The 9,890-nt window shown below is 39.7% G+C and carries 7 protein-coding genes, 1 pseudogene and 1 other annotated feature; of the genes and pseudogenes, 7 read left to right on the top strand and 1 reads right to left on the bottom strand.

Features of this window, described 5'->3' with window-relative positions:
* The first annotated feature begins 6 nt into the window (after positions 1 to 6).
* The 6 genes from ffh (at position 7) to tyrA (ending at position 5,297) form a co-directional block, all read left to right on the top strand.
* A complete protein-coding gene (gene ffh / locus ATS71_RS02895; RefSeq protein ID WP_006792800.1) occupies positions 7 to 1,386 on the top strand; it encodes a signal recognition particle protein in 1,380 nt (459 codons plus the stop codon).
* A gap of 260 nt (positions 1,387 to 1,646) precedes the next feature.
* Complete coding sequence (rpsP, locus tag ATS71_RS02890; protein ID WP_006792801.1) at positions 1,647 to 1,895, top strand: 30S ribosomal protein S16; 249 nt, start codon at positions 1,647 to 1,649, stop codon at positions 1,893 to 1,895.
* Between the two features lie 17 nt (positions 1,896 to 1,912).
* Positions 1,913 to 2,449, top strand: a complete 537-nt coding sequence (gene rimM / locus ATS71_RS02885) for a ribosome maturation factor RimM (protein ID WP_058403461.1) — start codon at positions 1,913 to 1,915, stop codon at positions 2,447 to 2,449.
* Positions 2,449 to 3,216: a tRNA (guanosine(37)-N1)-methyltransferase TrmD gene (gene trmD, locus ATS71_RS02880; protein ID WP_058403460.1), complete on the top strand. Its 768-nt coding sequence runs from the start codon at positions 2,449 to 2,451 to the stop codon at positions 3,214 to 3,216. Before rimM ends, trmD begins: the two co-directional genes overlap by 1 nt.
* Before the next feature lie 33 nt (positions 3,217 to 3,249).
* The gene (gene rplS / locus ATS71_RS02875; protein WP_008132530.1) at positions 3,250 to 3,609 is read left to right on the top strand and encodes a 50S ribosomal protein L19; all 360 of its coding nucleotides are present in this window, start codon (positions 3,250 to 3,252) and stop codon (positions 3,607 to 3,609) included.
* Between the two features lie 554 nt (positions 3,610 to 4,163).
* A complete protein-coding gene (gene tyrA, locus ATS71_RS02870; protein ID WP_058403459.1) occupies positions 4,164 to 5,297 on the top strand; it encodes a bifunctional chorismate mutase/prephenate dehydrogenase in 1,134 nt (377 codons plus the stop codon).
* Between the two features lie 61 nt (positions 5,298 to 5,358).
* On the opposite strand, the gene ATS71_RS02865 is transcribed toward tyrA, so the two are convergent.
* A complete protein-coding gene (locus ATS71_RS02865; RefSeq protein ID WP_058403458.1) occupies positions 5,359 to 6,516 on the bottom strand; it encodes a chorismate mutase in 1,158 nt (385 codons plus the stop codon).
* Positions 6,517 to 6,561: 45 nt separating this feature from the next.
* Positions 6,562 to 6,675 (bottom strand) — a sequence feature (Phe leader region).
* A 199-nt stretch (positions 6,676 to 6,874) separates the two neighbouring features.
* On the opposite strand from ATS71_RS02865, the pseudogene ATS71_RS02860 reads away from it, so the two are divergent.
* A pseudogene (locus tag ATS71_RS02860) lies at positions 6,875 to 9,887 on the top strand (bifunctional diguanylate cyclase/phosphodiesterase).
* The last annotated feature ends 3 nt before the right edge of the window (positions 9,888 to 9,890 follow it).

The raw sequence follows: 9,890 nt of genomic DNA, 5'->3' as shown, positions 1-9,890 counted from the left end.
CGATACATGTTTGAGAATCTCCAAGAACGATTAGGTAAAACCTTAAAAAATATCAGTGGCCGTGGCCGCCTAACAGAAGACAATATCAAAGATACTCTTCGCGAAGTGCGCATGGCCTTTTTGGAAGCCGATGTAGCTTTGCCAGTTGTTCGCGATTTTGTAAAGCAAGTTAAAGAACGTGCAGTGGGTGTTGAAGTAACTAAAAGCTTAACGCCTGGACAAGTGTTTGTAAAAATTGTGCGAGAAGAGCTTGAAAAAGCGATGGGCGAAGCAAACGAAGAGCTAAGCCTTAATGCACAACCGCCAGCAGTTGTTATGATGGCCGGCCTGCAAGGTGCGGGTAAAACGACCAGTGTGGGTAAACTTGCTAAGTTTTTAAAAGAGCGCAAGAAAAAATCAGTGCTTGTTGTAAGTGCCGATGTTTATCGTCCTGCAGCAATAAAACAGCTTGAAACGCTAGCGACGGAAGTTGATGTAGATTTCTTCCCAAGTGACATATCACAAAAGCCAGTTGATATTGCTACAGCTGCTATCACTCACGCTAAAAAGAAATTTATCGATGTGGTACTAGTTGATACTGCGGGTCGCTTGCACGTGGATAGCGATATGATGGATGAGATTAAAGATCTTCATTCAGCGATAAATCCAATCGAAACACTATTTGTTGTTGATGCTATGACAGGTCAAGATGCGGCAAATACTGCAAAAGCATTTGACGAAGCTCTACCGCTTACCGGTGTAATACTAACAAAAACAGATGGTGATGCTCGAGGTGGTGCTGCTTTATCTATTCGTCACATAACCGGCAAACCAATTAAGTTTATGGGTGTTGGTGAACGCACCGATGCACTTGAACCATTTCACCCTGATCGTATTGCATCGCGAATTTTAGGCATGGGTGATGTACTTTCATTAATCGAAGAAGTCGAAATGAAAGTGGATAAAGAGCAAGCTGCAAAAGTTGCCGAAAAAGTATTTAAAGGTGCCGGTTTTACACTTGATGACTTTGCTGATCAGTTAAAGCAAATGAAAAATATGGGGGGGATGATGTCGATGCTTGATAAACTCCCTGGCATGTCTAACTTACCAGATGCAGTGAAAGGCCAAATGGGTGATAAAACATTTATCCAAATGGAAGCCATTATTAGTTCTATGACAAAGCAAGAGCGTGCTCGTCCTGAAATAATTAAAGGGTCGCGCAAAAAGCGTATTGCAGCTGGTTCAGGCACACAAGTACAAGAGATAAATAAGCTACTTAAACAGTTCACGCAAATGCAAAAAATGATGAAAAAAATGAAAGGCAAGGGCGGCATGCAAAAAATGATGCGCGGTATGAAAGGGATGTTACCACCTGGCATGATGGGTGGCGGCGGTCCAAAATTCTAGAAATTGAATAAGCATTGTGTTTAATTTGAGCACAATGAATACAAAAAGGGAGCATAACGCTCCTTTTTTGTTGAATAATTTATGCACTCAATACTGCATTAGCTCTAATTTTTAGCCTAGATCACGGTTTAACCTACTAAACTGGCTTTTTGCTTCACTTCTTACTTGCGTTATTGCTAAAAACTCGTACAATTCACCGGCTCCCCATACTGGGGAGTAAATCTTATTAATGAAAACAGTCAATCTATTTAGAGGACGGTATGGTAACTATTCGTTTGCAACGTGGTGGCGCTAAAAAACGCCCTTTCTATCAAATTGTGGTTGCGGATAGCCGTTTCTCGCGTGACGGTCGCTTCATCGAGAAAGTTGGTTTCTTTAACCCAATCGCTTCGGGTCAGGAAGAAAAACTTCGCTTAGATTTATCTCGTGTAGATCACTGGGTAGGTCAGGGCGCAGGTCTTTCAGATCGTGTAGCTAAATTAGTTAAAGACGCTCGTAAAGCGGCTTAATAGGCGTAAGTGTAACCATGAGTCAAGAGAACACCTCATCAATAATTGTCGTAGGAAAGCTCGGCGCCCCTTATGGTATAAAGGGCTGGCTTAAGGTACATTCATTTACTGATGATCCCGCAGGGATCTTCGATTTCAGCCCGTGGTTGATAGGGCAACAAGGTAAATGGCAGTCCTTAGAAGTGGTCGACTGGCGTCGCCACAACAAAGGCTTTATCGCTAAATTTGCGCAAGTAAACGACCGAGACGAAGCAATGGCTTATACCCATGCAGAAATCTCAATGGATGCAACGCAATTACCAGAACTCCCGCAAGGTGAGTTTTATTGGCGAGATCTCATTGGCATGTCGGTTATGACTGATAAAGGTTATAACTTAGGCATTGTTGATGACTTGATGGAGACAGGCTCAAATGACGTACTGGTTGTGAAAGCAAACAGTAAAGATGCATTTGGTCAATCGGAGCGTTTAATTCCTTTTTTAACTGACTCAGTTATAAAAGAGGTTAAATACGACGTAAAAGAAATTACCGTAGACTGGGATCCTGGGTTTTAATGACTCAAACTAGTTCATTATGGGTAGGGGTGATAAGCCTTTTCCCGGACATGTTTGATGCTATTACCCAACAAGGGGTTACTGGTCGCGCAGTAAAAAATGGATTAATCGATTTTAACTGCTGGAATCCTCGAGACTATGCTTTAGATAAGCATAAAACCGTAGATGATCGTCCTTACGGGGGCGGACCGGGTATGTTAATGATGGTTAAACCATTAGAAAAAGCCATCCTTGATGCTAAAAAAGCGGCAGGCGACGGTGCTAAAGTAATTTATATGTCCCCACAAGGGCGCAAACTTGATCAGCAAGGGGCTAGCGAATTAGCTAACTCTGAAAAACTGATTTTGATTGCCGGTCGATATGAAGGTGTAGATGAGAGAATAATAGAGTCATACGTTGACGAAGAATGGTCAATTGGTGATTTTATTTTGAGTGGTGGTGAACTACCAGCCATGACACTAATTGACGCAGTAGCGCGATTGGTGCCAGGCGTGTTAGGACACAATCAATCAGCAGAGCAAGACTCATTTTCGGATGGCTTGCTAGATTGTCCTCACTATACACGACCAGAAACATTGGACGACAAACAGGTTCCTGCTGTATTGCTCAGTGGTAATCACCAAGCGATAGCAAAGTGGCGGCTTAAGCAGTCATTAGGCAGAACTTGGTTACGACGTCCTGACTTGTTGCATAACCTAGCTCTGACTGAGGAGCAAGCGGTATTACTCGCAGAATTTCAGCAAGAGTACCAAAAAGCTTGTGGCTAGAAGACAGTTACACCTAGGAAAGTGAGAAACATAATGGCAAAAGTAAACCAAAATATTATTAAAGCGCTTGAAGAAGAGCAGCTTAAAACAGACGTACCTGCATTTGGCCCTGGTGATACAGTGGTTGTACAGGTAAAAGTAAAAGAAGGTGCTAAAGAGCGTCTACAGGCCTTTGAAGGTGTTGTAATCGCTAAGCGTAATCGTGGTCTTCACTCAGCATTCACAGTTCGTAAAATCTCGAACGGTGAAGGTGTTGAGCGTGTATTCCAAACGCACAGCCCTCTTATCGATAGCGTAACAGTTAAGCGTCGCGGTGCAGTTCGCCGTGCTAAGCTTTACTACCTACGTGAGCGTTCTGGTAAATCTGCACGTATTAGAGAAAAACTTAACTAATACGCGCTGTTTATCAACGCAAAAAAACGGGTTGCAGTCTTCGGATTGCAACCCGTTTTCGTTTTTATAAAGGAACACTTATTAGAATAAGAGTTCAGGTGTTTTGTAATATTTAACTTGTTTGAGGGGGGAATTACTGACGCTAATCGCGTTAATAATTTTGATGTAGAACAACCAATAAGTTTTTGTGCTACCAACAGGGTTTAATAACTACCAAGTAGATTATTCTATTAATTAAATAGGTATTAATTACTCTAACAACCAAAACTTTCCTAGATGTTATTGAAAATTTTGTGGTTATAAGCAGTTTTTTTGCGATGCGCAAATTTTTTAAAACTTTATTAAGCATACGCTTTGCAATCTAATGTTAAGCTGGTTAACAGTCAGTGAGTTATTTCTCTATTACCTCTGTGCTACAACTTCGGTTTTTACTAATCTATATTTGCTCTGCTCTTTTAACGGTTTACATATACTGTTAGTATTTATTGTATTGATTAGTTTACCTTTATGTAAATTTATATTTACGATATTTGGTTTTTATGGTGAGATTGAACGTGGCAGATATAAGTGATTTAGCCCAGCTGAGAAAAGGCATAGATGAATGTGATACGCAGCTGGTTGCCTTACTAGCTAAACGTAATGGTATTACCCAAAAAATCGGTGAAATCAAACAGCAAACAGGTGCGCCTTTACATGCACCAGAACGTGAAGCTGAGTTACTAGCAGCAAGGCGGGAAGAAGCAATTAGCCAAAGTGTAAGCCCTGATTTAGTAGAAGACATTCTCAGACGGATGATGCGTGAAGCATATCAAAATCAGCAGGCTAAGCTAGCTTGTGCAGCGCCATTGCTTTCTCCTATAGTTATTGTGGGTGGGCAGGGGGCAATGGGCCAGTTATTCGCGCAGCAATTTATGCGCTCTGGCTACGAAGTTAAAGTGCTAGATAAAGATCAGCAAGATGATGCTCACAAAATTTTGAGTGGCGCAAAACTGGTTATGATCAGTGTACCAATTAATGCTTTAGAATCTGTAGTTGCTAAACTACCGAAACTAGATGAAGAGTGTTTGCTTGTTGATATAACATCAGTAAAGCAATCGCCAATTAAAGCGCTAAAGGCTGCACATAGCGGCCCGGTTGTCGGTTTGCACCCAATGTTTGGCCCAGATATTTCACATTGGGTAAAACAAACTGTAGTGGTTTGTGAAGGCAGGCATCATCAAGCGGCCAAAGGGCTATTAGAGCAGTTACAAGTGTGGGGATGTCAGCTTGTAGAGCTAGATGCTAAAAAACACGATGAAGCTATGCAAATAATTCAGGTAATGCGACATTTAACAACGTTTGTTTATGGGCAGTTTCTAGCAAAACAAAGCCATACTTTGGCAGAGTTACGAAGCTGTTCGTCGCCAATATACCAATTAGAACTAATGATGGTGGGACGCTTGTTTGCACAATCTCCCGAACTTTATTCAGATATTATGTTAGCTCAATTTGACGATGTAGAAAGTCTATTGGCTCAATACCAAGATACGTTTGCACAAACACTCGAAAAATTAAGGAATGGCAACAAAGCGGCGTTAATAGATGCATTTGCCGATGCAAAATCTTATTTTTCAGACTCTACTGCGCATTTTCTGACACAAAGCCGCAGCTTACTTAACAAAGCGAATGACGCTAAAGTACTCGACTAAATTTGTGACATTAATAATGCAATCTCAAAGGGGCCGAATCTGGCCCCTTTTAGTTTTATATTTAAGTATTAACACTGACGGCTTGCAATGTTTCACTTTGGTAGCAGCCTAATATGCGGACATATTGGGTATGTTCTTTAAGTTCTTCTAACGCTTCTTTTACTTGGCCGTCGGCTAGATTTGCCTCTAAATCAACATAAAACACTTCTTCCCACGGATTGCCCGGAGTAGGACGAGATTCCAATTTTACTAAGTTTATTTTGTGTTGCTTAAAAATCATCAGTGCATCAGCAAGTGAACCAGCCTGTTGTTTAGTAGACATAATTAAACTGGTCTTTGTTGGTATTTGATTCGACACATGTAAAGGCTTACGCGCTACGACTATAAAGCGGCTGTGGTTTTCGCTTTGGTTAGCTAAGTTTGATTTAATAACTTCGAGTCCTACATTCTTGCCGGCTTGGGCTGAACCAATGGCAGCACTATTTGGTGTGCTTAGCGCAGATTGAAGCGCCGAGGATGTTGAATCACAGGTTTCTTGTTGTAAATCACCTAACCCTTGCAAAAAGCGGCTGCATTGTGCAAACGGTTGAGGGTGTGCAAATAATTTTGTAATTTGGGCTAGTTGAGTGTCCGGTGAAGCTAATAAACAATGTTCAACACTGTGTGTTACTTCACCAACAATAGAGACTTGCGCATGCTGAAGCAAATCAAATACTTCATTAATGCTCCCTGAGCTTGTATTTTCAATGGGAAGTAAACCAAAATCGGCTTGTCCGTTTTCTACTTTTGAGGTGATTTCTTCAAACGATGAACAACCTATTTCAACAAGCTTTCCTGGACGACGACTAAAGTATTTATGGCAAGCTAATTGACTATATGAACCTTGCCCACCAAGGTAAGTCACAAGATGTGTTTCGCTTAAAGCATCAGGATTTAGATTTTTTTGAAGCATTGCTTGTTGATGAAGTACTGAGTCTTCTAGGATTGTTTGAAAAACGTTATTTACATAATACGCATCCAAGCCGAGTGATTTACCGTAACCAATGAGTTTTTCAAGCAATGCTAATTCACGAGCCTCATCACGAATGGGTTTATTATTAGCAATCTTATATTCGACAACGCCGTGACTAATACGACGTCGCTTAGCTAGCAGTACGAGTAAATCAGAATCTATTTCGTTTATATCATGTCTTAAGGTGTTTAAAACATCGTTGGTCATTTTTGGTTTCCTCATTCCAAAATTAATCTGCGTAAACGCAGCATATACAAAAAAGCCTCCCGGTTGGGAGGCTTTACTATTCGATTGATTTATCTCACAAACAGACAAGCCTCTTTATATAAAGAAGCTAAAAAAAGAAAAAATAGTGCGAGAATTAAATATGTTCATGCACTTAATGTATGGAGAGTTAGGAGTAATGTCAATAACATACTTTACTAACATAGTGCTTAAGTATTGATTATTTCAACTTTTGTAATTTTTTTATAAAGTTTACAAAAAATTTATAATAATGAATTTGAATCTGGTATATTTCATTAACAGCTAAATAATAACAATTATTAATAATTAAGGTTGGCTTGTGCTATATAGACGCCCTCCATCGCGTTTTGGAATAAACTCTTTAAGTGTAAAACTGTCGTTACTTATATCTTCAATTTGTTTGATTGCGGGTGTTTGTGCTGCATTTTTTATGCTTAAATCAGAGGAAAAACAGCTGGTTTTTGAAGAGCATGAAGTACTAAAAAGCTCGACCGATTTATTAGTAAGGCAATTTAAAGAACGAATAAAAACTAAAGTAAATATTGCTAAGCAAGCTAACAACATAGTTAATGAGCAGTTATTTCAAAAAAACTCCCCCATTGATCTAACCAGTAAAGCGCAACTACAGTTTAACAGTGATGGTACGATTCGAAGCGCTTCATCTGATGGCTTATCCGCCGCTTTTTTACCACAAGAAAAGTACAGCCCTTTTTACAAACAGCTATTTAATAATTCTGAAGCACTCTGGGATGTTATTTCACCAACATTAGTTTATGACTTCTACAATTTTTACCTTATTACGAATGATGACTTTATTAGGATATCGCCTCCTAATTGGGCGTTAAATGCCCCTGCTGATTTTCGGGTAAGCGCAGGCTCAACTTACAAGTATGTTCGAGAAAGCTTAGGTAACTCAATAGAACCAGAATGGTCAAAGGTTTATTACGATAGGGTATGGCATGATTGGGTGATCAGTTTACTGGTTCCTATTTATTCGAATAATGAATTTATAGGGGTTACAGGCAGTGATATTACGCTTAATAAACTCGTGTCTTTTTTACCTATAGGAGACAAAGAAAAAAACTTACTCGTTTTTGATAGCAAAGGCCAATTATTAGCTCACCCAGATTTAAGTGCTTCATTACTTGCTGAATACGGAAAAAAATAACAAAACAGTAGTTATGGACGAGTTTGTAAACCCACAACTTAAGTCAATTATTGGTGAAGCAATTGCGACCAAGCTTCCCGAGTATGCCAGCTCATTTTTACAAAATGATGAGGCACAATTAATCAATATTCAAAAAATTGATGAGCTAGATTGGTATATAGGCGTTTATAAAAAGCGTTCTTCTACATTGTCTGCACTGCAAGATTTAAAGTTTAAGTTTTTTGGCCTCTTTATTCTTTACGCTATTTTAGTTGCCTTGTTATTGCATCAAGCATTGCAGCATCTTGTGTTACGCCGATTGCATTCACTTGTTTATGCTGTGTCGAGTTTTGGACAAGGAAAACTTGATACTAAATTCCCAGAAGAGAACAAAGACGAAATTGGTACGCTTAACGGTTCGTTTAAAGATATGACGATTGAAATTCGTAAATTAATTGACGGACTTAACCAGCGAATTTCAGAAAAAGAAATAGCCGAAAAAGCAGCTAACCGATTATCAAAAGCAGTCGCTTTCTCAGGAACAGGTGTAGTTATAACTGACGAAAACTTTGTTATTGAATACGTTAACCCTAAAATGTTAGAAATGACTGGGTACCCTGAAAGCCACTTTACCCGAGCACCCCTTTTAAATATTGTTGCTTCAGATATGGCGATTTTGGTTGAAGATATTGATATTGATCTTCGTAGTCGCAACTATTGGCGCGGCGATACCTTAATTGAAAGCAAAGGTAAACAGCCTATATGGGTTTCATTAAGCGTTTCACCAATACGTGAAGAGGGGGGCAATATCACCAGTTATGTTGCTTCTGCACAAGATATTTCGTTTGTTAAAGAAAGCCAACGCAAAATGGAACAGTTGGCTTATTTTGACACGCTAACAGGTTTGGCAAACAGAACCTTCTTTAGAATGCAGCTGCGCAAATCTCTTGCACTTGCAGAACGCGGTCATTACGCGTTTTCACTTTTTTACTTTGATTTGGATGAGTTTAAACGCATAAACGACACCCTTGGCCACGATGCGGGCGATCAACTATTAATACAGGTTGCAAATAGACTTAAAAAACGTCTTCGCTCTGAAGATACTATTGCACGCTTGGGTGGTGATGAGTTTGCAGTACTATTGAGTGGTATCGAAAGCCAAGAACACGCAACCGATGTGGCAAATACAATTCAGCAAACACTTAGTATGCCTATCATGCTGGGCAATAATGAGGTCATTATAAGTGCCAGTATTGGTATTACTATGGCGCCGTACGATAGCCTAGAAGAGGACCAATTATTAAAGCATGCTGATTTAGCGATGTACGAGGCAAAAGAAAAAGGGCGTAATACGTTCCACTTTTATAGCCAAGAACTTAATGCGGCCGCAAATGAGCGCTTATTCATTGAAAACGAACTGCGTATTGCATTAAAAGAAGACCAGTTTGTGGTTTATTATCAGCCACAAATCGATAGCCGTACTCAACAGGTTGTTGGATACGAGGCCTTATTAAGGTGGTTCCACCCAACAGAAGGTTTAATACCGCCGGATAAGTTTATTCCGATTGCTGAGGCGACAGGGCTTATTGTTGAATTAGGTGAGTGGGTATTACAGGAGTCATGTAATTTTGTTGTGAGATTAACAGAGCAAAACCGTGAAAATAATGTATCTATAAACTTATCTGCTCGCCAATTTAAAGATTCGAATCTTGTGCCAACCCTAAGCAAAATGATTATTACATCAGGTGTATCGGCTGAGCGCTTACATTTAGAGTTAACCGAAAGCATGTTAATGGGGAACGTAGAGGCCGCTATTACACAACTTCATCAGTTAAAAGCGTTAGGTATTTCTATTTCAATTGACGATTTTGGAACGGGTTATTCTTCACTGAGTTATTTAAAACGCTTTCCGGTGGATATACTCAAAATAGATCGTTCATTTGTGCAAGATATCCCAGAAGATAGCAATGATATGGAAATTACAGCCGCTATCATAGCAATGGCTCAAAAGCTTAATTTAGATGTCGTTGCCGAAGGGGTAGAAACCATAGAGCAAGTAGAGTTTTTACAAAATAACAACTGCTTTATAGTGCAAGGGTACTATTACAGCCGCCCAATTCCTGAATCTGATTTACCAGACTTATATACTAAGCTGGGTGAAGTACCATTTAAAAAAGTAATGTAGTTT

Source organism: Pseudoalteromonas sp. H71 (assembly GCF_001468485.1).
In the GTDB taxonomy this organism is placed as follows: Bacteria; Pseudomonadota; Gammaproteobacteria; order Enterobacterales; family Alteromonadaceae; genus Pseudoalteromonas.
The sequence above is the reverse complement of the archived record's forward strand: the minus strand, read 5'-3'. Positions and strand labels throughout refer to the sequence as shown.